The sequence below is a fragment of the bacterium genome (assembly GCA_021372535.1).
GTDB lineage: Bacteria > Latescibacterota > Latescibacteria > Latescibacterales > Latescibacteraceae > JAFGMP01.
The window spans coordinates 1-22,231 of the sequence record JAJFUH010000102.1; the positions used below are offsets into that span (position 1 = coordinate 1).

Annotated in this window: 16 protein-coding genes; 6 read left to right on the plus strand and 10 right to left on the minus strand. The window is 50.4% G+C overall.

The window, feature by feature from the left end; all coding sequences use genetic code 11:
- From LLG96_09425 to LLG96_09470, 10 genes are all read right to left on the minus strand, one after another.
- Window positions 1–296, minus strand: a 296-nt coding sequence (locus LLG96_09425; GenBank protein MCE5250424.1) for a hypothetical protein, incomplete at its 3' end; no start/stop codon positions are given.
- Window positions 297–377: 81 nt separating this feature from the next.
- Window positions 378–1,694, minus strand: coding sequence for an alpha-L-fucosidase (locus LLG96_09430; GenBank protein MCE5250425.1), 1,317 nt, complete (start codon window positions 1,692–1,694; stop codon window positions 378–380).
- 409 nt (window positions 1,695–2,103) lie between these two features.
- Window positions 2,104–2,937, minus strand: a complete 834-nt coding sequence (locus LLG96_09435; protein ID MCE5250426.1) for a YihY/virulence factor BrkB family protein — start codon at window positions 2,935–2,937, stop codon at window positions 2,104–2,106.
- A 425-nt stretch (window positions 2,938–3,362) separates the two neighbouring features.
- On the minus strand, window positions 3,363–4,982 hold the full coding sequence (locus tag LLG96_09440; GenBank protein ID MCE5250427.1) for a hypothetical protein: 1,620 nt from the start codon (window positions 4,980–4,982) through the stop codon (window positions 3,363–3,365).
- A 163-nt stretch (window positions 4,983–5,145) separates the two neighbouring features.
- Entirely contained in the window at window positions 5,146–6,798 is a 1,653-nt protein-coding gene (locus LLG96_09445; GenBank protein MCE5250428.1) for a DUF362 domain-containing protein, read from the minus strand.
- Between the two features lie 349 nt (window positions 6,799–7,147).
- Entirely contained in the window at window positions 7,148–7,861 is a 714-nt protein-coding gene (locus LLG96_09450) for a carbohydrate-binding family 9-like protein (GenBank protein ID MCE5250429.1), read from the minus strand.
- 60 nt (window positions 7,862–7,921) lie between these two features.
- Window positions 7,922–8,965 carry a hypothetical protein gene (locus tag LLG96_09455; protein ID MCE5250430.1) on the minus strand — a complete coding sequence of 348 codons (1,044 nt, stop codon included), beginning with the start codon at window positions 8,963–8,965 and terminating at the stop codon, window positions 7,922–7,924.
- Between the two features lie 51 nt (window positions 8,966–9,016).
- Entirely contained in the window at window positions 9,017–11,110 is a 2,094-nt protein-coding gene (locus tag LLG96_09460) for an SUMF1/EgtB/PvdO family nonheme iron enzyme (GenBank protein MCE5250431.1), read from the minus strand.
- 401 nt (window positions 11,111–11,511) lie between these two features.
- Window positions 11,512–12,195 carry a DUF1080 domain-containing protein gene (locus tag LLG96_09465; GenBank protein MCE5250432.1) on the minus strand — a complete coding sequence of 228 codons (684 nt, stop codon included), beginning with the start codon at window positions 12,193–12,195 and terminating at the stop codon, window positions 11,512–11,514.
- Between the two features lie 172 nt (window positions 12,196–12,367).
- Complete coding sequence (locus LLG96_09470; protein ID MCE5250433.1) at window positions 12,368–14,461, minus strand: SUMF1/EgtB/PvdO family nonheme iron enzyme; 2,094 nt, start codon at window positions 14,459–14,461, stop codon at window positions 12,368–12,370.
- Window positions 14,462–14,829: 368 nt separating this feature from the next.
- On the opposite strand from LLG96_09470, the gene LLG96_09475 reads away from it, so the two are divergent.
- From LLG96_09475 to LLG96_09500, 6 genes are all read left to right on the plus strand, one after another.
- Window positions 14,830–15,906, plus strand: coding sequence for a carbon-nitrogen hydrolase family protein (locus tag LLG96_09475; GenBank protein MCE5250434.1), 1,077 nt, complete (start codon window positions 14,830–14,832; stop codon window positions 15,904–15,906).
- 23 nt (window positions 15,907–15,929) lie between these two features.
- On the plus strand, window positions 15,930–17,069 hold the full coding sequence (locus LLG96_09480; GenBank protein MCE5250435.1) for a glycoside hydrolase: 1,140 nt from the start codon (window positions 15,930–15,932) through the stop codon (window positions 17,067–17,069).
- Between the two features lie 584 nt (window positions 17,070–17,653).
- Window positions 17,654–18,376 (plus strand): PEGA domain-containing protein, encoded by a 723-nt coding sequence (locus LLG96_09485; GenBank protein MCE5250436.1) that lies wholly within the window; start codon window positions 17,654–17,656, stop codon window positions 18,374–18,376.
- A 14-nt stretch (window positions 18,377–18,390) separates the two neighbouring features.
- Window positions 18,391–19,347, plus strand: a complete 957-nt coding sequence (locus LLG96_09490) for a DUF362 domain-containing protein (protein MCE5250437.1) — start codon at window positions 18,391–18,393, stop codon at window positions 19,345–19,347.
- Window positions 19,348–19,765: 418 nt separating this feature from the next.
- The gene (locus LLG96_09495) at window positions 19,766–20,842 is read left to right on the plus strand and encodes an LPP20 family lipoprotein (protein ID MCE5250438.1); all 1,077 of its coding nucleotides are present in this window, start codon (window positions 19,766–19,768) and stop codon (window positions 20,840–20,842) included.
- Window positions 20,843–20,924: 82 nt separating this feature from the next.
- Entirely contained in the window at window positions 20,925–22,178 is a 1,254-nt protein-coding gene (locus LLG96_09500) for a M48 family metallopeptidase (GenBank protein ID MCE5250439.1), read from the plus strand.
- The last annotated feature ends 53 nt before the right edge of the window (window positions 22,179–22,231 follow it).

Here is a 22,231-nt window from a genome sequence, read left to right on the forward strand (position 1 = left end):
GCAATACCGGCGCGATCGTACAATTTACGGACTTTCAGATGAGCCATGTCCTGGTAGATGAACGGATAGGCCGGCTGAACGACCCGGCCGTTGACCGCTTTAATGAATTTGACGCCGAGCCAGCGGTTGAGGTCATAGCAGTACGGCGGGGCGAGATACGACTGAGCCCGGTATGCCGCGTTATTATCCCCTTTCTCCGCCGCTTCCGTATATGCCTTTGACACGGTATCGGCGCCTGTCCGGCAGACAGAAAACATACTGGTGAGCGCCATGACAACAATGAGTGTTTTTCTCACGTATCGGCTCCATTGTTTCAAACCACTTCCCCTTGCGGGGGAATGTTACATTAATTTCGAATGTGTTTCCACTGTACAAAATCACTTTCCAAGCGTAACCGCGATAACCGTATCGTACGGGTCTTTTCCGGTTTGGGGTATTTTGAATATCGTTCCGAACCTGGTCGCCGAAAACTCGACTCCGGCGCCGTTCATAAGCTTTGCAGTCTTCACTGTTCCGCCGAGGTCGGGAACGGCGATCACCGGGTCGGTGTCGGTGAGCACATGAATGTATATGACGCCGCTCTTATTGGTTGTCGCTCCCCAGCTCTGCGGTGCGAGCGGGCCGCCGCGAGTACCGTAAACGGATTCGCCGTTCGAGCGGAGCCACTTACCCATTTCGGCGAGGCGCTCTTTGAATTCGGGCTGAATCGTGCCATCCGGACGGGGGCCCACATTGAGGAGAAAGTTCGCGTTGTTACCCGCCGCCTTGACGAGGTACTGGATAAGGTCCCGCGTGCTCTTGTAGTTTTTGTCGTTCTCGTTGTAACCCCATGAATTGTTCATGGTTTCGCAGGTTTCAAGCGGCAGGGCGGAAACATGACCGGCCTCGCTGAAGGGGTCTTTACCCGGAAGTCCCTTCTCGAACATCTGGAAATCCTCGCCGGGGAACGGCGTTCTGTGGTGATTGCTTCCCACCATCGCCTGGGGCTGGAGTTCGTGGATCATGTGATAGGTTTTTCCGAGACGCCAGTCCGCATCGGGTTTATCCCACATGCCGTCGAACCAGATGCCTCCGATCTTGCCGTAACCGGTGCAGAGCTCCCTGAGCTGGCCGTCCATGTAGTCGAGATACTTGTACCAGTCGCCGCTTTCGGGACGGCCCGTATAATCCTGGCCTGTCCTGCCCCGCGGATAATAGTTCGGATTATGCCAGTCGAGCTGGGAATGGTAGAAAAAGAGCTTGATGCCGTTTCGTTCGCAGGCATCGGCAAGCATTTTCAGCACATCCTTGCGGTACGGTGTGCGGTCGACGATATCGTAGTCGCTCACCTTGCTGTCGAACATCGCGAAACCGTCATGATGCTTGCTCGTGATGGTGATGTATTTCATTCCGGCATCCTTGACCATGCGGCACCACTCGTCCGGGTCGAACTTAACCGGATTGAACTGCGGGGGAAGTTTTTCGTATTCGGAGATGGGGATTTTGTCCTGGTTCATCACCCATTCCCCCTTTGCCTTGAGGCAGTATACTCCCCAGTGCACGAACAGTCCGAATTTGGCATCCTGGAACCATTCGCGGGCTTCAAGATTGGCTTTTGAGGGCTGATATCCGATATCACCCTGTTCCGATACCGCCGCCACGGCGACAAAACAGACGAAGATGACGAGCATCAGAAGCATACGGTGAATGATCATGACAGTGCTCCTTTCCCAAATGGATGATGAAATGGAATGGTGTATGGTTGCTATTTATTAGCCCGGATTTATCTGAAAATGCATCTGCGGTTCCCGGTGCTGAAGCCCCGGCATGGTATCGGAAGTCCCTGTAACGCCGTCATTCCCGAATCTTCAATCGGGAATCCATATGCAGCCTGCATACTTTTTCATTCTTCGTTGTAACTATCCATAGACATGGAGGTTATCCATAAAATATTTTACCACAAAGACACGGAGCAGGGGTAATTCATGAATTATCCCTGCACTGTTGCACCGGTCAGTTACCAAAAATAAATCCGCTCGATCCGCGAAAATCCGCGTTCTATAAAAATATATGAATATATCGGGTTAGTATAGATAATAAACTTAAGATATTTTTAACGCAATGTTAACCTTTATGAATCTGTTTCGGGATGAGCGGTTTCCCGGATTTGCAGGCATACACCTTGGTGAAGACTGCGCCGAGCAAAAAAATCTGGGAAGAATAGAAAATCCAGATAAGCAGGATGGTGATTGAACCGATTGCGCCATACGCCGAATCGATGTGTGCATATCCGAGATACATTCCGATAAGGAATTGTACGGTTGAAAACATGAGAGAGGTCACACCGGCGCCTATCCATATATCCCTCACTCTGATTTTTACATCCGGCAGCAGATCGTAAATCATTCCGAACAGGAGCGTCAGAACGCCCAGCGAGAAAATAAAATCAAGCGATTGTAAGGCATAACGGGGAAACGGATAAAATAATTCCCTGAGGAGCGATATGGTAAGGCTTTTAACAACAAGCAGAAAAAGGAGCGACCCCAGAATGATAACCATGGTGAATGAAAACAGGTATGTTTTCAGAAATCCAATGATCCTGTTACGGCTTTTCGATCTGATTCCCCATATATGGTTCAATGTATTTTTAAGCTGAAAAAATATCATGGTGGCACCGAAAAAAACGAGGGGAACGCTTACGATGGTGCTGATGGTCTGTGTGGGGGGCGAGTATGCTCTCGATATGAGAATCTGCATGACTTGCGCGGCTTTTTGCCCGACAATGTTGTTTATTTCCTGGACGATTTGACCCTCGACCGCCTCATCACCGAATATCAGGCCGACAATACTTATGACGATTACAAGGATAGGACCGAGTGAAAAAATAATATAGAATGCTATGGCTGCACCGATCAATTCGGGTTTGAGACGATACCATTCAATAAATGTTTCCCTCATTAATGCTTTGATTTCCCGCAATACCTTGAACATGGAATTATAACTCCACTGACCGCTTTCAATATCAATGGTTTTTTAAGGGTGATGAAAAAGTTACTTTTTTTTCACACCCTTTATGAAATGTATTGTTTTGTTGCTGTCAAGGGCAGGAAATCGGCACTTTGTACCGACCCTTGACAGCCTGTATCCAGATATGTGGGTTTTACCAGGCTTCAGTATCATGCTTAAAAAACTGACAGGAGAACGGAGTAGTTCGTTCATATCACAAAAGCACACCAAACGCATATAAGGTAATGCCTGATAAATTCAAAAACAAAGAACATTTTATTAAGAATTATTCACTTCCGGTTAAAGACATGAATAAAAAACCCGCAGTGATTATTCTGCGGGTTTTTGCTGGCTATATGAGCTGCATGAACGTGGTATTATTCCACACGTTCGCTGGCGGGGATATTTACGACCATGACCGAACACTGGCCGAACGTATCGCTGCTTTTCCCTTCAACCTGCTCCACAAAGGCGCCATTCCAGCAGATGAACAGGCGCTCGCCTTTGTCATCGAGCTTGATGGAGAATGTTCCTCCGGGTGTGTACCCGTATGTATCATAATAGTAGGGGTACATGAAGGCGAGGACTTTCTTCGTTCCGGTCTGTGTATCGTACTGAACCACCGGAGAGCCATCGAGGTATCCACGGCCGTGCGCACCGGGCAGATAATAGACATACCGTCCGCCGGGACTCCGGTCCATCGAGGCTGTATAGCGCTGTTCTCCGGGCCAGTTGTATCCTTTGTCGACAATCTCTTCCTTGACCGGGTCGAAGGTGAAGAGTTTTCCGGCATATCCAATGCACCAGAAGAGCCCGTCGGGACCGCGAAAACGGGTCTGGGCGCGCATCTGATTGTATCCGCCCTTGCTGACGCCGCGGTTCGATTCCAGCGTTTCCTGAGGAACATGGCAATCGAGTTTGGAGAAGCGGTTCTTCGAAGGATCATATTTTATCAGATGGAGTTCCGGATCGGATTCCTTGTCACGGTTCGAGGTATATACCATGCCGGTTTGATCATCTATCAGTATGGCACGCTCCCACCAGCCCATGCCTTTCGGGAGGTATCCTGCCCAGAGCGTTTTCTGATCGTTGATGTCCCATGCGAGGAATTCGCCGAACATACCCACAGCATACATGATTCCGCGCTTGGTGTCCACGCGGTGATACGGCCAGGATGCCCGTTTGAGCGGGACGCCGTAATCCACGATATCACCGGTGAGCACATCGTAGCTCATGATATGGCCGCCGTCGTAGCCGGTTGCGTAGTCCTCTTCGTCGGGCTCGTTATATTTCGCCCAGTAGGTGCAGTACCAGAGGTGCGGCTTGTCGATATCCTTGCTCTGATAGAAATCGAGCCAGCCGTGGATTTTTCCTTCCGCGAACTGAGTTTTGGTTCTGCCGAGGACCTTGTTGACTTCGGGGAGACATCTGACCTTTTTGGCCGCGGGATCGTATTCGACCAAAAGAATATGAGCATCGTATTTTCCGTGATCCCCAACGGACGAATAGAACTTACCAGTTCTCGTATCAAAATTGGCCTGAGACCAGTTTGACCAGGGACCGGGCTCGTTTGAAATTGTGGATTTCGATTTCACCGGTGATTCCCCTAAAAACAACGGCTCGACGGGGATAACGGCGAACTCGACCTCTGGCGCCTCCTTGGCGACAATGTAATCCTTTCCGGCGAATTTGGCTACCGATTTCGGGGGCACGAGCATTGCGGCATTTTTGTCAGTGACCACTTTACCGGTAGAGAGGAGTCCGGCCTTGTCGAGGCGTTCGGCAATTTCCTTCTTTTTCTGTTCTTCGGTACTTGGAGTGACCGGCGCTTCCTTTGTCTCCATACCTTTATGCAAAATACCCCGGATGCCGACTTTGGTCGGGCCGGCCGGAGCAGTCTGTACAGGCTGTTGCTGCTGGTTGCATCCTGTAAATACCAGGAAAGCAATCAGGGCAGTTACAACAATCCAGAAAATCCTTTCTCGGTGATGAACCATACATACCTCCTGAGGGGGAAAAGAATTAACCACGGGACAAATCTACGAAATAAAATATGCAATGTATGTCCCCGTTAATCAATAAGAATTATTAATACAATGACATGCGTTGTCACAGCATTGCCATATTCATGCCCGTTGATTCATTCAGATAAAAATCGGGCTATTTGACAAGCGTCATTTTTTTCGTTTCGGTAAATCCGCCCGAGCGGAAACGGTAAAAATAAATTCCCGAGGCACGGTTCATGGTGTTCCATACCGCCATGTGCGTTCCTGCCCCACGGTAACCATCGACAAGCACCTCGACAAGCTGCCCGAAACTGTTATAGATTTCGAGTCTCGCATAGGCGCTTTTCGGCAGCGAATACTCGATCGATGTATAGGGATTGAACGGATTCGGTTTGTTCTGATACAGTACATAAGCTTCCGGCTTTTCGGGTACCGACGGTTCTTCAATGCCGGTCACCGTACCATAATCGTACGGTTCGTTCATGAGATGATATATGAACTCTGTCTGGCCGTTGTAATTCCGGCATAGATAGTAGGTAAGAAGCGGCGTCCGTTCAAAGTTTTGCAGCGGGGTAAGAGTCGCCGTACCGTTATCCCACAGGTATACGGGGATTTTATTAGGATCGAGCGCAGTTGACATTCCCTTGTCTATCGCGCAGTGGAAGAGGCCGATATTACCGGGCTCATGACCGCCGAGCCAGTAGCCGATGATATCCACCCTGAACGAATCCTTCCCGAAAATGATGACATTGCTCATCCAGTCCCATGCCTTCCCGTCCGATGATACGCCGGTAGTGTTGAAATCATGCGGCTGGTCGATCGGATTTGGGCCGTAATCGGAATTCCCCTGGCCGTCGCGGCCGTATATTCCCTCGATTACATGGAGCCCGCAGGGAGTGACCGAAAGATTGTCGAGCGTACGGGTAACCCATGTTTCCATGCCGATGCCGGAGTTGAAATCGGAGCCCGGCTTGTCCCAGCGAGGAACGCCTGCCGCGAGGTGACGGTCGAAGTTTGCCTTGATGACCGTATAGGCATCCGCATGCTGATCACTGGAGTATATACTCATTTTCGCGTTATAGTTGGCGCAGAACTGCTGGTAATTATGAGCGACGCTTCCCTGGAGGTTCTTGCAGCACAAGGTGAGACCCATGCCGTGCGCTTTGAACTTGGACAGGTTGAGCATCCATGTATCGGGTGTGTTGATAGGCTCGAGATAGGGGATTCTTTTATAAAACGTACCGTCCGGAATCTCGACCCAGTTGAAATCCGCGCCTTCCTTGAGCTGGCTTACATCGGGTGACTGATCGAGCCGGATATCAGCACCGAGACGTTCCGCCACGCCTGAAAATCCATAGGGGACGCCGTAATGTTCCGGCCTGTTGACCTCACGGAGATGAATATTGCCGCCGGGTACACCGAGCTCAATGATGCTCGCGAGAGAGCCCTCGACAAAGTAAGGATCGGTGACATGGCTGATAATACTCTCCATGTCATACTTGAAAGGATCGGCGGTCTTCATGTTCGGTTTCACCGGAATCGAAATGGTTATCGGTATTCCGGTCTCGTCGCGGGGGACGAACACGCTTCTTCCGAAAGCCAGACCGGCCTGGAGCTTGGCCTCGGCGTTCATTTTATCTTCCACTGATGTTCGCATGATAAAAACCGCTTCAGGATGGTTTTCGATGAAAGGATGCAGACCGAAATAACCGGTGTTCTGGCTGCGGGATGCGATTGTCTGCACGGTGGTTCCGAGCCCGATAGTTCCGACTGCGGCGGTCTTCAGAAACTCTCTTCTCGTGATCACGGTTTTACTCCAATCAGATATGAATTTTATGTGTATGAAATGACTTTAATAATCTCGATCCGCGCCGCTGACTCTCTAATCCGATCTATTCAAAAGATTCAATAGAACACGGATTGACGCGGATCGTGCGGATTTTCGCTGATTTGTTGTTATATTCTTTTTTAGATATGAACGATTAATAACTACTAAAGATAGTATAAATAATCTATTATATCAATATGTGTTTTGACGTCTTCGCGGTGGGATTTTTTCATGAATAACCCGTGATAAGAACACATGGAACATTTTTGTAACAACCTGTATTCTCTATAGACGACCGATGGCGAAACTGGTTCGTTAAATTCCCGTTTTATCGTACCGGTTTATCCGAAAACGTTATCTTGCCGAAATCCTGAGGCTGGTGAAAACTCGGCGATGTCGTGTGGGACGGGCTCCACTGGCTGTACTGCGGGTTGGTTTTACCGCCGCAGCGGTTGGCGCCGATTCTCCAGTAATCGCCCGGCGACGGTGTCCTGCCGAGAGACACCTCGTTGTACTCGTCGAACCGCACCGCCATTTCGATGATCCATCCGGTATCGGTATCGCTGTCGTCGTTGACCGTACCGTTTATACTCTGGGTGATATAGGGCAGCATGATCGTAATCCTGTCCGATCTCCGCAGGCTTTTCGGGACTCCGATACAGTTTATTTCGAACTGATAATAATCGCTCACAGCTTCAGGATCCGGATTCCAGAAAAGCTCCACGCAGTCGTCCTCATAGGTAGCCGAGTTGATATCATAGTGATCGGCCCAGATATATTTGTCGTCGCAGCGATAGGCTATGTAAAGAAAGGTGTCGTCCCAGAGCATTTTGACTTCGGTCTGCTCTTTCTCTCCTTTGGTCCACCATGGAAAGGAAAACTCCCCGGCCGAGGGTGCGGCTGCCCAGTCTTCCTCTTCGAGGGTGCCGTCGAGCACGATCTTTCCGGTTGCCCGGTAAACCGTGTATTCGGGTACTTCCGCCTGTGCGGGATATGACATGCAGGTAATGAGAGCAAGAAGAATCATTGTAATGGGTTTCATCAGCATTCCTTATTGTTGTCCATCAATTTCGTTTCGGTACCGCTGTCGGCCTTCACAGTTTTACTTTACCAGGGTCATTCTTCCCGCTGCCATGAGTCCGTCCATTTTCAGGCGGGAAATATACACACCCGACGCTGCCTTTGCACCGTGGTCATCGGTCCCGTCCCAGAAAACGGAATAGCTTCCGGCCGTTTTATACTCCGAAACAAGCGTCTTTACTTTCTGGTTGGCAGCATTGTAGATGACGAGATCGGTAAATCCGCTCCGGGAAAGTGAATACTCGATCATGGTGGAAGGATTGAACGGGTTCGGATAGTTGCCGTGTATTGCGATACCGGCGGGAACGAAATCCCCGGCGTTTTCACGGACTTCCGACGGTGCTGTGACCGGACGGTCGGAAAAAACGAGCCTTCCGAAATCCTCGGGCCGGTGAAAATTCGGTTTATCGGTCTGCGAGGGACTCCACTGGCTGTACTGGTAATTTGTTTTTCCGCCGCAGCGGTTGAAATTTGCCCTCCAGACATCACCGGGGAGTGGCTTCTCGCGCATGGAAAGCTCCGGGTAGTCCGAAAAACGGATGGCGATTTCAAGAGTCCAGCCGCTGTCAAAGTCAGTATCCTTGTTCACCGTACCGCGAACAGTCGTGGCGATGCGCGGCACCATGGCTTTATTAATGAGAAAATCGTCGCTGTAATAATCGTAGACACAGAGCAGATTTCCGATGCAGTTCATTTCGAAGAAATAATAGATGTCGCCCGCTCCGGGATTCGGATTCCAGAAAAATTCGGCGGCATCGTCGATATACGTCCATGAATTCGTGTCGTAATGATCGGCCCAGATATGTTTGTCCTGACAGGTGATTGCTATGTAGAGGTATGTGTCGTTCCAGAGCAGCTTCACCGAGGTCTGTTCCTTATCTCCTTCGGTCCACCACGGGAAAACGAATGCATCAACCGCTGGAGCGACCGTCCAGTCTTCCTCGTCGAGGATGCCATCGAGCACGATCTTGCCCGTGGTGCGCAGGACAGTGTATTCGGGAACATCGCACCATGCAAGACCGGTCAGAGACAGCACACACAGCATTACAAGAATCCCAAACTTCATACGAGCTCCAATTTTATGGTTGATAGTATAATATATATTGTAATCTTAATCTTATTGTATCTTCACGCACCTGAATCCGCTGTCCATAACCGTGAGTGATGTGCGGTATCCCGTATACATGCAGCCTTCCTGTGTCGACCATCCGCCGCCCCGCGCGACAAACCAGATACGGTCGTCCTTTGGGTAGGGCGGATAATACCACGGTTCGATGTGATACTCGAATTGAGCTCCGCCGGGATATGGATAGAATTTCGATGTCGTCCATTCACGGGCGTTTCCGAAAAGATCGTAGATGCCCTCAGGAGTTGCACCATTGGGAAGACTCCCTACAGGCAGGGTGCCACCGTACCGGAAATCATAGTTCGCCCGTGAGGGATCGGGCGGCGCATCGCCCCATGGGTATGGAGAGTTTTTAATGCCCTGTGCGGCGCGTTCCCACATCTCTTCGGTAGGAAGGGTTTTCCCTCTGCTTTCCGCATAAACGAGCGCCCATTCCTGCTGGACAAACACGACAGGGTAGTTTTCACGGCCGGGGACGGCATGATATTTCCCGGAGCTGTCCCTGATAATACCACAGAGCTCGGGAATCATCATCCGGGGCTCGTAGTACTCGTCATGGCCCGGTTCATTGAGGAATGCGGTATATTCCGCAACCGTAACCTCGTATCTGTCCATCCGGAATCCGGGAACCTCGACGGTATGGGCCGGGCTGTGTTTCGGGTCAGTGGGGTCAGGACCGATAGTGATGGTGCAGGCAGGGAAATACATCATGTCTTTCCTTAATTGTTTCGGCGGTCTGGGTGCTTCCGAAAGTATGAATCCGCGTTCGAGCTCTTTATCGGTCACCGCACCGGCATACATATCGGAAAAAAGGACTTTACCCCACATTTCGGGTATATGGAGGCTTCCGGCGTGAACCGTATTCCAGACCCAGTCCTCGCAGCTGCTGTACGGCAGAAGATACGGGAAAAGCTGGTTATAGATGTGGAGATATTCGACACGGCTGAAATTTACCCGCCACAGGTCGCCGCGTTTGACAGGGAGTGTCATTTTCGGATTCCATGACCTGAGATCCTCGAAAGGTATTTCGATCTCTACCGTCCAGCCGTCATCGGTGTCGTAATGATAATTGAGCGTTCCCTGTACGTTGACGGCATGACGGGTTCCCGGTGAATCATACTTTCGGTCTGCGAGCGCCCCGCGGTTGTTGTCGTTCTCGTGGAACATGTCGAACATGGTGTTGAGGCAGGTCAGCTCGAATTCGAAGTAATCGACAGCGTTTGCGGTCGGGTCGAGGAATATCTCGAAATCGTTATCATAATAGACGATGGAATCACGTTTGGTGATATGCCCCCAGACATTCTCTTCCTGAAGCTGTGCGGCGATGTAAAGGTACTTCTCATCATAGAGAATCTTTACCCGGGTCATTTTCCATGGCTCCGGGGCATAGGGCGACTGGTGATCCTCGAACGGTTCCGTCCATTTCGCATCCTGCCAGGCTTTTTCGGTAATGACGCCGTCGATGGTAATGGGACCCGAAGCCCGGTAGACCACATAAAAACGGGGTGTGTATCTCTTTAACGTACAGTTGAGCGCGGGAGGTTGTGCAAGGTATACCGGTGTTTTCGAGTCATCGGCGAACTTACGGTCCCTGCCCCAGAGGTACACCTGGCCGGGACTTCCGTATGTTTCAGGGAGGGTGATCCAGACCGAGGTCGCGCTGCTGCACCATCGGGTTTCATGGTCGCTCACATGTTCCACTTCGCCTGAGGGCGGGTATTCGTTCAAACAGGCGTTCATAACCGCCTGAACGGTATCGCTTCCCCTGAAATCGATGCGTACACCGTATAAAACGGTATTCCTGAATGTATAAGTGATATATTCCGCATTCCTGCCGAATACATTCAGGTCTTCGTTTTTACGAACACGACAGGCTGTCGGATATGTATACGGTTCCCATTCCCAGGAAATGTCATCTATCCGGGTACACCATTTGATTCCACGAAAACCCTCCTCCGACAGCGTAAGCGGAGGATCGAGCTTCAGCCACTGGGGATCACGGGCATTCGCAGACCCGATATGCAGTGCAAAAAACACCGCCATAATGATAAACGCCTTATAAACACTATGACATACTCTGCCCATTAATTATTTTTCCTTGAATTCCCGGTATTGAGTTATCGATAATGTACTTCATAACAATCAGTATTTATATTATTTGCTAAATATTTGTCCTTTTTTATGTCCTTACGTCTCTGATGTTCGGACAATCGGTAACCGACCCTGTTGACAATTCAGTTGAGCCATTTGAAATACCCGCCGGAAGCGCCGCCCAGATGTAACTCATGAAGTACTGGGGATACCATCGCGACGATTCATTTTCAGGGTCATTTGCATGGCAAAGGATCAGGAATGAGGGCAATTTACTGTTATTACCCTCACCCTCGATCCCTCTCCTGTAAACAGGAGAGGAAAGAAAAGCATTAAATCAGATATTCGGGCATGTTACTTATAATTATTTCAAAAATTTCGATTCGTCAATGAATCTACTTCAGCTCTTTTATCCTGATGTTGCGGAATTCGAGGTATGACCCATGCCCGAGAAAGCCGATATGGCCTTTCGTCCGTTTCAGGCCGGGGTGCTCTTTACCGTCGACAGTCCCGTTCTTGCTCGCTTCATTGATATCGGCATCGACAATGGTCTCACCGTTAAGGACAACCTTGATATGAGGCCCCTGTGCGGTAACCTCCTCGTAATTCCATTCACCGACCGGCTTTTGAAATCCTTTTTTAGAGGGAACAACGCCGTAAATCGATCCGTGGTACTGATACGGGTGAAGGTCCATGTATTTCTCGGAGGAATCGTCGAGAATCTGAATTTCCATGCCCACATACGCCGCATCGCCTTCGAGCGGGGCGCGGATTCCAAGGCCGTTGTTGGCGCCGGGTGTCAGCTTGAACTCGAAGCGTAGAATAAAATCGCCGTATTCCTTTGCCGTATAGATATTTCCTTTGCCGCTGTCCGGGTAGCAGACCAGCCTTCCATCTTTTTCCAGTACATAGCCGACTGTGTTGCCTGTCCAGTTGGAGAGATTTTTGCCATTTAACAGCGGTGTGAATCCTGCCTCATTTTTTGCAGCGTTCTGCGCAAATACTCCCGAAAGCCCGAATATCAGCATAAGAGCGGTAATCAGTAAAAACCCGAAAAAACGGATGGTTTTTGATGCCATTGTCTGAAATCTCCCTTCGATCTGAAAAATATGTTTATTTGCATGATTATGCGATTGTTTTCCATGGAGATACATTAAGGATATTATAATAACATTACTTTTACGAAACAGGTGCCGAAACAAGTTCGGCATGACATTATCCATCATCGCTGTTCGATCAGGGAACGATAGCTCATTTCAGCCTGACGCACCTGAAACCGACATTCTGCGCTCCCTGGCTGTCACGGTATCCGGCGGGGGTGTGCTTTTCCTGCGTTGTCCAGCCGCTGCCACGGTTCACCCAGTTCCAGTTTTTTTCTGGGTATGGCGGCGCGAAGAACGGGAAGTTGAACCAGTGCGTATAGTCGGCGCCGCCGGGGTATTTGTAGAATTGCGAATCCGTCTGCTCCTTGACATTCCCGCAGAGATCGTAGATTCCCTCCGGTGTCGCGCCGTTCGGGAGGCTGCCCACGGGGAGCGTGCCGCCGTAATGGAAATCGTAGTTTGCACGGCCCGGATCGACCGGCTCGTCTCCCCAGGGATATCTGCGTCCGGTGAGTCCGCGGGCGGCGCGTTCCCACATTGCCTCGGTGGGAAGCGTCTTGCCGATGCTCTGTGCGTATGCCATTGCATCATCATGGGTGACAAACACCACGGGATAGTTTTCGCGGCCGGGAACGACATGATATTTTCCGGGGGCGTCCCTGACAATACCGCAGAGCTCGGGTATCTGCATGGCATCAGTATAATGGCTGTCGTTGCCGCCTCTGTTGAGAAAACCGGCATATTCGGCGACTGTCACCTCATAGCGGTCCATCCAGAATTCGGGAACATCGACCCTATGAGCCGGGCTGTGAACCGTATCGGTGGGATCGGGTCCCATGGTTATCGTACAGGCGGGGAAATGAATCATGTCCTTTTTAAGTTTTTTCGGCGGCAGCGGCGGATCGAGTATGGGATATCCTTTTTCGAGCTCCTCGTCACGCACGGAGCCGGCATAAAGGTCTGAAAACGTGCCCTTTGCCCACATTTCGGGAATGTGGAGGTCGCCGACATGCGTGGTGTTCCACACCCAGTCCTCGCAGGGGCTGTAGGGAAGAAGGTAAGGGAAGAGCTGGGTATAGACATGGAGGTATTCCACACGGCTGAAGTTGAAACGCCACATGTCGCCGCGCCTGACCGGCAGTGACATGGCGGGATTGTATGCCTTGAGGTCGGCGAACGGGATTTTGACCTCCGCCGTCCAGCCGTCATCGGTGTCGTAGTGATAATTGAGTGTGCCCTGCACATTCACGGCGTGACGGCAGCCCGGGGAATCGAAGGTGCCGTCCGCAAGGGCGTTCCGGTAATTGTCGTTTTCGTGCCACATGTCGAACATGGTGTTGAGGCAGGTCATCTCGTATTCGAAATAATTGACCGCATCTGCCGTGGGATCGATGAATATCTCGAAATCGTTGTCATAGTAGACTATGGAATCGCGTCTGGTGATGTGACCCCAGACATTTTCCTCCTGGAGCTGCGCGGCGAAATAGATGTTTTCGTCGTCATAAACGATCTTCGCCCTCGTCATTTTCCATGGTTCGGGACAGTATGGTGACTGCGCGTCCTCGAACGGTTCGGTCCACGGCGCATCCTGCCATGCTTTTTCCGTGATTCTGCCGTCGATAACGACAGGGCCAGAAGCCCGGTAAATAACATAGTGTCGGGGTTTGTACTTCCTGAGCGTATGATTGAGCGCAGGAGGCTTGTTGAGATAAACCGGCGTCTTCGAATCATCGGCGAACTTGCGATCCCGTCCCCAGAGATATACCTGTCCGAGGCCGTCCGCCTGCTCGGGGAGGGTCACCCACACCGATGTCGATTCGGTGCTCCATCGGGTCTCTCGGTCGTTGACTCGTTCCTGGCCGTCCACGGGCGGATATTCACGGCTGGCTTCGTTCATTGCCCGGACGGCATTGTCACGGCCTTCGATATCGATACGGACTCCGTAGAGCACCGAGTTCCGCGTCGTGTATGTGATATAACGGGCGTCGGCTCCAAAGACGGTGAAGTCCTCATCTTCACGGATATAACAGGTATGAACCATGGTGTTTTTCATCTTCCAGGGGATGTCCCCGAGCCTCGTACACCACATGACACCCCTGAATCCTTCAGAGGCAAGACGGTGGGACGGCTCGAACCTGAGCCAGTCGGGACTGCCGTGATTGGCTGCCATGGCCGGCACGATCGACATTCCGGAAAGAAGCAATAACAGGGTCACAACAGAGATGCGGTGTTTCATCGGCATGATTCATTACCCCGGTTGATGAAAAGGGTTGTAAAAGGATATTGTGTGGTTTTAAACGGGCATTCACCTTTCAGATAAGATTATCCCGTAGAAGTCAAAACGCAAGGGAAAACCGGCTGACTGCAGCAGTCCCTGACTTTAAGAACGTCTTTGCAATGATACCTTTTTTAGAAAACCACAGGGGAAAAGCCGGTATAAAGCTTCTATGACCGCATGCCGCCAACAGGTTAAAAATAATTTGTGTATATTCAAGCCGTTTTTCATACATTTATGTGTAATCGTTATTGTGCCTTTATTGACGAAACAGTTGAGCTCGGTACTTTTAAAAAACTGTTTACGGAACCGGCGGTATATCAGAGGAGGAATGTATGAGGAATAATGCCGTATATGTGACAACGACCGGTTTGATAGCTTTTCTGTTGATTTGTGTATATGCTCCATGTCGTGTTTATGCGCAGGGCGCTGAAAACAAAAAATTCGCTCCGCCCCGGAAGATTGTCATCGGGACGACCATGGAACGGTTCCCTGGAAAGTATCCCGGGCTCGAAAAACGGCTCGAACAGATCGGCGAACTCATCGACGAGGTTGCCCGCGAGGCCGAGAGGAAATATCCGGGCGAGGGACTCGATCTTGTCGTGCTGCCCGAGGAGGTGGTTACACGCGACAGGGGAAAAACGGCGGAAACCAGCTCCGTTCCGCTCAATGGGCCGGTTCTCGACCGGATGGGCGCCAAGGCGCGGCAGTACAAAACATACATCGTGGTGCCGATGGACCTTGTCGAGGAAGGCAAAAAGGGTGTTTACTCGAATGCGGCGGTGCTGTTTGACCGGTCGGGTGCTGTAGCCGGTATTTACCGCAAGGTACACATCGTTGCGGCGCTCGGCAGCGATATTCTCGAGGGAGGAATGACTCCCGGAAAGGATTTCCCGGTGTTCGAGTGTGACTTCGGCAGGCTCGGCATCCAGATATGCTACGATCTGTCCTACAGGGACGGCTGGGATGTGCTCGCCCGTAAAGGCGCGGAAATCGTCGCCCTGACCACCATGTCGCCGCAGACATCGAGACCGGCGGCATATGCGGCGGAGGGCCGGTATTATGTCGTATCGAGCACACCGCGGAACAACATATCGGTTTTCAACCCCGTCGGCATGATCGACGCCCAGACAACCAAAGACCGTGTTCTCGTGCACCGTATCGACCTCTCGTATGTCATAATCTCGTGGGCAGCCAGCCTCGGCAACGGAAAGGCATTTTCGGACAAATACGGCGACAGGGTCGGCTATACATATTATGAATCGGAAGATGCAGGAATTTTCTGGTCGAACGACCCGGCAACACCCATAGGGCGTATGGCCGATGAACTGGGATTCGTTGAAATGAGGGACGAAATCGAACGTATCCGCCTCCTTCAGGATGCTGCCCGGGGTATGCCGCCTGAACGATAATGAAACCGCAAGGAGTGTGTAAAATGAGGATTGCCGTTATACTGCTCGCCGCCGCCGTCTCTTTTATGTCGATGCCATGTGTCACCTTTTGTGAGGAGCTTCCGTTCAGGGAAACGGTCGTGTTCACGAGCGGCCGGGACGGATACGATACATTCCGTATTCCGGCGGTGATCGTTGCCCGGAACGGCACGGTTCTTGCCTTCTGCGAGGGACGGAAAACAAGCCGGTCGGACACCGGCGATATCGACATCGTGCTCAGACGAAGCCCCGACAACGGCAAAACCTGGAGCCCGATGGAAGTCATCTGGGATGACGGCGACAATGTATGCGGCAATCCCTGCCCCGTCGTCGACCCTGACACGGGCACGATATGGCTCCTTCTTACCCATAACCTGGGGACGGATACCGAACCGAAAATCATGTCGGGAGAAAGCACCGGCACACGGACTGTCTGGGTCATGTCGAGCATCGATGACGGCGTCACATGGTCGTCGCCCCGCGATATCACCGGTATGGCAAAACTCCCCGGCTGGACATGGTATGCGACCGGGCCGGGAGTCGGCATCCGGCTTGCGAGCAGCCGTCTCGTGATACCCTGCGACCATGCGGAAAAAGAGAGCAAAGAATGGGGTTCTCACATCATCTACAGCGATGATCACGGTTCCACATGGAAAATCGGCGGCAGGCTCTCGCCGAAATGTAACGAATGCCAGGTTGTCGAGCGAGCGGACGGCTCACTCCTCATGAACATGCGGAGCTATCACGGATATAAGCGCCGCGCCATATCGACAAGCACCGACGGCGGTATCACATGGTCTCCGGTCACCCATGACCGGACGCTTGTGGAACCGGTCTGCCAGGCAAGCCTCCTCCGCTTCACCCGTGCCGGTGACCACGGCAGAAACCGTGTGCTCTTTTCCAATCCCGCCGACACCACCCGTGTCAGGATGACCGTCCGCCTCAGCTATGATGAATGCACAACATGGCCGGTTGCTAAATGCCTTTACGAAGGACCTTCAGCATACTCCTGCCTGACCGTCCTGCCCGGCATGTCCATCGGCTGCCTGTACGAGAAGGGCAGCGAACATGCTTACGAGACCATCACGTTTACAGTGTTCACGGTCGGATGGCTTACGGATAACCGGGACTCTCTATATAAATAACTGATGTTTCTTCGTTGCCCGGAATGACTGTCGAATACCGGGAAATCTCTTTACGGGACAGGACACTCCAGTATTCTAAATTAACCTTGTGTTTTATGATGAATGCAGGTATTCTTTACATGGGGGACAGCCGGTATTCTGCGCAGGGAAAAAATTCACAACATTTATAATTTATAATCGTTAAAGTTATAATGGAGCGGGATTCGTGCTTTAATGATGTTTCCTGATCATGACATATTGTCACGTATATTCATTGAATATTCTGACAAATTGCCCGAATGATTCAAGGCAGCCCAGTATTGTGTATCGGTATATCCATTATATCTTACTGTTAATAAATAATATAGAATGATATACATTTTATGGATTGATTTTTGCAAATAAATATTTCATTACCATGACAGATTTTCTTGTATCTATCTCGATTAACTAATCCCTGATATCAATACATAATTTAAAAAAATCCGTGCGGGGATACGATGGTGTAGAAAATTTGCTCTCTATACCTTGACATGCCGGGATTTCAGGTAATACTCCTGCAATATACTGATTAATATAGATTTCAGAAAATTGGGAGTAGAGATATGCAATTCTATAAAACAGCGGTTGTCCCGTGTTTTCTGATTGGCGTTCTTGCGATCGGCTGCAGCATCGGTGAAGGGTCGCTGACCGTAACAACGTATCCGGTATCAGGTTCTGTGATCGTGGACGGAAAACCCGGTGGAAAAGCTCCGGTTGCGCTTACGCTGAAATCCGGAAAACACGAGATTAAATTTTCCGATTACAGCGATCAGTTCGAAACACCCGGAACACGTGTTATCAGAGTCAATGCCGGACAACAGCATAACCTGACCGCCCTATATAGAAACCGTTTCCTTGCCGTGAATATCCCGAACGGATTCTCTCCGCCCGATTCCCTCCTGCTTTTCGGTACTGCAGACCATCCGCTCAAGGACGGTACCATATTCGATTATATCGACGGCGGCGGGCTTGTATATCTCAAGTATGGCCTCACCGAGACCACTCACGCAGTTTACCGTGACGGCCGCTCGAACGAGATTACAGTGGATATCTTCAACATGGGGACACCGGAAGGCGCCCGCGCCATTTTCAACGATGAGGAGGTATGTCCCGATGGTTTTGAACCATGCAGCGCCGGGGCTGAATGTAAAGCCTATCATTACGAGCCGGATTTTCTCTTGTATTTTCACCGGGCGAAGTATTTTATCTCTGTTTCCACGAATAACGATTCCCTCCAGACAGCGGTGACCACACTCGGAACTGAACTTACCGGAAATATTCCCTGAGGGAGATTTGAACGATGATACAGAATCGCGGACGAAGGGAATTTATCCGGAATACGGCTGCCGGGGCATTCGGGCTTGGAATATCACAGGCGCTTCTTGCGCCGCCAGTGGTTCACAGCGTCGGAAACAGGGTAAAAGTGGCAATAGTCAGAAACGAAAAAGCCATCTCGACCCGTAACATCTGTGACCGCAGCCAGGCACGTCTCATGCTCGACAGGGCGCTCTTCGATATAACGGGGAAACAGACCACGAAGGAAGCGTGGGTATCCCTCGGCCTCACAGCAGGCGACACGGTCGGAATCAAGGTGAACTGCAATACATGGACATTCCTCCTTCATACACATCCGGAGCTCGTGTATGCACTCTGTGACAGCATTTCGGAAATAGTCCCTCAGGAGAATATCATCATTTATGAGCGTTTCAGCTCCGAACTCTCACGGTCAGGGTATTTTGTGAAAAAGGACGCTTCCGGTGTACGCTGTTTCGGGAACGATGACGGCGGTGGATTCAGCCAGAAGGAACAGTTGACGACGATTATAACCGATATGTGTACGAAGATTATAAACATGCCTACACTTAAGACTGTCGAAGGCGAATTCGAAGGCAGCCTGTTTCTCAAGAACCATATCGGCAGCCTGCCAAACAGCCACATGACCCGCTGTCATGGGAATGCCGAATTCTGCACCGAGGTGTGCGCCCGTCCGAGCATAAAGAATAAAACTGTTCTCGCGGTCTGCGATGGTCTCCGCGGAACGTACAAACGGGGTACTCCCTGGTATTACGGTGGCATTATCATGAGCAGAGACCAGATTGCCGCCGAATGTACCGCGCTCAGGGTAATCAATGAAAAACGGGCGCTGGAAAAGCTCGGGAGCCTTGAAATCCCCCGTTATGTGAAAAACGCCGACACCAAGTATGGCCTGGGAACCAGTGATCCGGAAAAAATCGATGTGACTAAAATAACCATGTAGCCTGGATAAATACCGATAACAGTATAATTTTCATGAAAATTACAGAATAAAACCGGTTTTGTGATGGTTGTTACATAATATTGTTCAGCCGTTTAATTTATTGTCACTGTTATGATGTCAGGTCATTGTTTCATTACCTTGACAATTTTCTGTTTTTATAATAATTTTAACTGTACTGCATCACTCTTAATCCAAAATTATCAGAAAATTGTGCATGATTAATGAGATGAATATGAGAATGGTTCTCATTGGTAATCCGGGGTTGTCATGCATCGACAACCGGAGTGATAAAAACCGGTTGCCTGATAAAAGGTGTTTCGATAATTAAAGATTTAACTTCTTGAAAATAAATGTTATTGTGCTATATGTTCTATTATAATGAACTTGTTTCGAATACGGACTGCCGGGAGAATATACTATGACGAGAATGGTTTTATCGATTGCCGGAGCAGTGCTGATTTTAGGGTGTTCATCAGGGAAGGCGGGAATGGCGCAAACAACGGTCAAGAATGGTGACGAGATAACCCGGAAGTACCCTGCAGACCGTTATATCGTTCGTTCGGGTCTGGGGGAAAGCCAGGATGCCGCCACCGAAGCTGCCCGTCTCGAGATAGCAAAGTTTTTCGAATCGAAAATATCCGGGGAATCGGTTATCAACGAATGGGCGCAGAACCGTTCGGAAGGCGGTAAAACTGTCGAGAAACGTTTGACGGAACTGTCGAACACCATTAAAGTCAGCGCCGCCCGTGAAATACCGGGTATTGAAATCGCCGGAATGAAGAAGGATAATAAAAACAACGTGGTTGAGATTTGGGCCGTTCTCGATAAAAGCACCTACGTTACTGTCCTCAACGACAGAATCAAGAAACTGGATGCCGATGCCGACCAGCGGCTTGCCAATACGCAGGGTGACGATTTGACACGGCTCCGTGACCTTGCCAATGCCGCAAAAGACCTTGTAGACCGTGAAAAGGAGCGTCAGGACCTGGGGCTTTTAATCCCCGGAGGCGCAGGAGAGTCACGGAATCCGGTGCTCAGGAATGTATTGACAAGCATCGACAGCCTGATTGCAGAGGCTTTTGATGTCGGACTTATCAGCGACGGCGAGGTGGACAGCGAAATTGTAACGGGACTCATCAAGGGTATTGTCGATACGGGTATCAGGATCAGGGAATATCCCGATTTATCGTCAGCAACAAGCGCAGGAACCGATCTGGTGATGTCGGTGAAGAATGATGTTACGAAAGGTACCAGAAAAACCAAGGTGGGCTCGAAAGAGTACGATTTTGCAAATATTACGTGGGTTTTATCGGTCAGCGCGCTCGAACCGAAAACCAGCAAGGTCATCAATACGATTGTTCTGCGGGAACAGATAAGCGAACTGGGTGATGAAACCCGTGCACAGCAGCGGATGGTACAGAAAGTGCTCCAGACCCAGGTTCCGAGCGTTTCTTCATGGGTGTACAAGCTCATTTTTGCGCCTGCGGAAAAATGAGGGAAATGCGCTTTTTAGTCGGGGTAATCCGATAAGCTCATAAAGGGAGAATGCGGTTTTCCTTTGAACGAGGTGGGAAAAAATGAAAGTAAGGCAGATGAAGTTGCAGTCGTTGCTGGGATACGCTTTTGGATGTATACTGGTCATTCTGATCCTTATTGCGGCGGCGGAAACGGTCAAGGTTGTTAAACAGACACCGGGTCGATCCGGACCGGGATCCTACTATGAATTGAAGACGCTTATTCCACCGTCAGCGAGCCTTGCTGTCCTGGGAAAAGAAAAGGGGTGGCTGAAAGTTACGTTCGAAAACCAGGAGGTCTGGATTTCAGAAAATTCTCTTCTGGAAGAAACAGGCGGCAAGGAAAACCCGTTCAGCAAGATGTCGTTCGAGGGCGCCCGTGTCTCGGCATCTCCAATAGCTGTCTCGGCAGCCATAAAGGGCTTCTGGACACGGTATACAGGCGCTGACAAGAGCAATCTTGCGGAAGTCCCCGTTGATGGCTATGACATTCCTCCGTTCAGATTCGAGGCTTTTGAAAATGAGCACGCCCGGACAGTATCCCGTGACAATCTTTTTAAAAAATACAAGCTTTCGAAAAAATACCGTTCACCGCGGATGCCCTATGTGAAGGAACAGCAGATTGGTTATACTGTCGCTTCATCGGTTGCCGAGGGCACACTGCTGGAAAACGAGAATATCATCAACTATGTTTATTCGGTCGGCTGGTATCTTGCCGATGCCACGGAACGGCCAGACATAAAGTATATATTTTTTATTCTCGACACAGACCGTGTCAATGCGATATCGTGTCCCGGCGGATACATCATGCTCACTAGAGGGCTTCTCCAGCTTCTCGACGATGAGTCCGAGCTTGCGGCACTGCTCGCGCACGAAATGGGGCATGTGATTGCCGGGCACGGCACGCGGGAGCTCGAGGACAAATTCAACAGAATAGCCATGCAGGCGGAAGATGCCTTCGCGAATCTCGACAGCCAGACAGGCGGCGTATCCGAAACCGAAAAGGAGCTTTCCTCGATAGCCATCCGAGCGGCAACGATATGCCGGAGTCCCAAACTCGATGCGTATGAATTCGAAGCCGATGAAATGGCGCTCCTCTATATGGCCCGGAGCGGTTATGACCTCGGTGGAGAGCTCAGGCTTCTCAACAAGCTGAAAACGAAGCATGACCGTGAGGTCGATATATTCGATATTAATTACCGTAACCACCCCGACTTCGGGAAACGGCTCAACAGTATCGACAAGGTGATGAAGAATTACAAGAATTACAGCGGACAGACATTTTCCGCCGGTTTCAAGGAATCCATGGTTTTTTAAGACTTGGTCTATAGTTTATGGTTTATAGTTTGTGGTTCATGGTTTGTGGTTTT